1 protein-coding gene is annotated in these 711 nt (G+C 42.6%); it reads left to right on the plus strand.

Annotation, left to right across the window (positions count from 1 at the left end; all coding sequences use genetic code 11):
* Nucleotides 1-440, plus strand: a 440-nt coding sequence (locus ACS8FC_RS17465) for an AGE family epimerase/isomerase (RefSeq protein WP_439297716.1), incomplete at its 5' end; no start/stop codon positions are given.
* Nucleotides 441-711 lie beyond the last annotated feature (271 nt).

The raw sequence follows: 711 nt of genomic DNA on the forward strand, positions 1-711 counted from the left end.
TGCCTGATTGGCTGCTACCTGATGCCATCACCTTATTTAATAGCGCTATCGATCGCGGCTGGTCACCTGACGGTCAGTCCGGCATGGTTTATACCATTGGCTGGGATGATGAGATTTCAATACCAAACCGTCCTTATTGGGTACAGGCTGAAATGGCAAATACCGCGCTAATGCTATCTCGCCGTACGGATGATCCGCTCTTTGAACATTACTACCGCTTAGCTTGGGATTATATTGCCAGTACTTTGATTGATCTTGAGCACGGTGGCTGGCGTCATGAGGTAGATGCAGATGGCAATTTAAGTACGGTCGTGTATCCGACGCGCGAAGATCTTTATCATGACTTTCAAGCCACTGTAACGCCATTGATTCCTATTTCTGCTTCGGTAGCAGGTGGACTACGCACACAGTTACTCGAAACAAAAACCCAATTCCTATAACCTAATTCCTAGGTAGGATATACTCGATAAACCAGTAACGCTCTGATGGCGATTGAAATGAGCTGTCAGAGCGCTTTCGTTGTAATCATAAAACTTAAATAAAATAGCTTTTCTCATTAAAAGTAAAAGGATATCCTCAAAAGTATTTTCCACTATCGCTGCTGTATACAAAAGCAAACATCAGAACGGCAAAAAAACTTTTAAGATAAGTGGACACACAATATTTACTAATAAAGGTAGTCGGTATGAGCTATTGTCTCCAATGCGGTCA

It is taken from the genome of Psychrobacter sp. 1Y4, assembly GCF_051847555.1.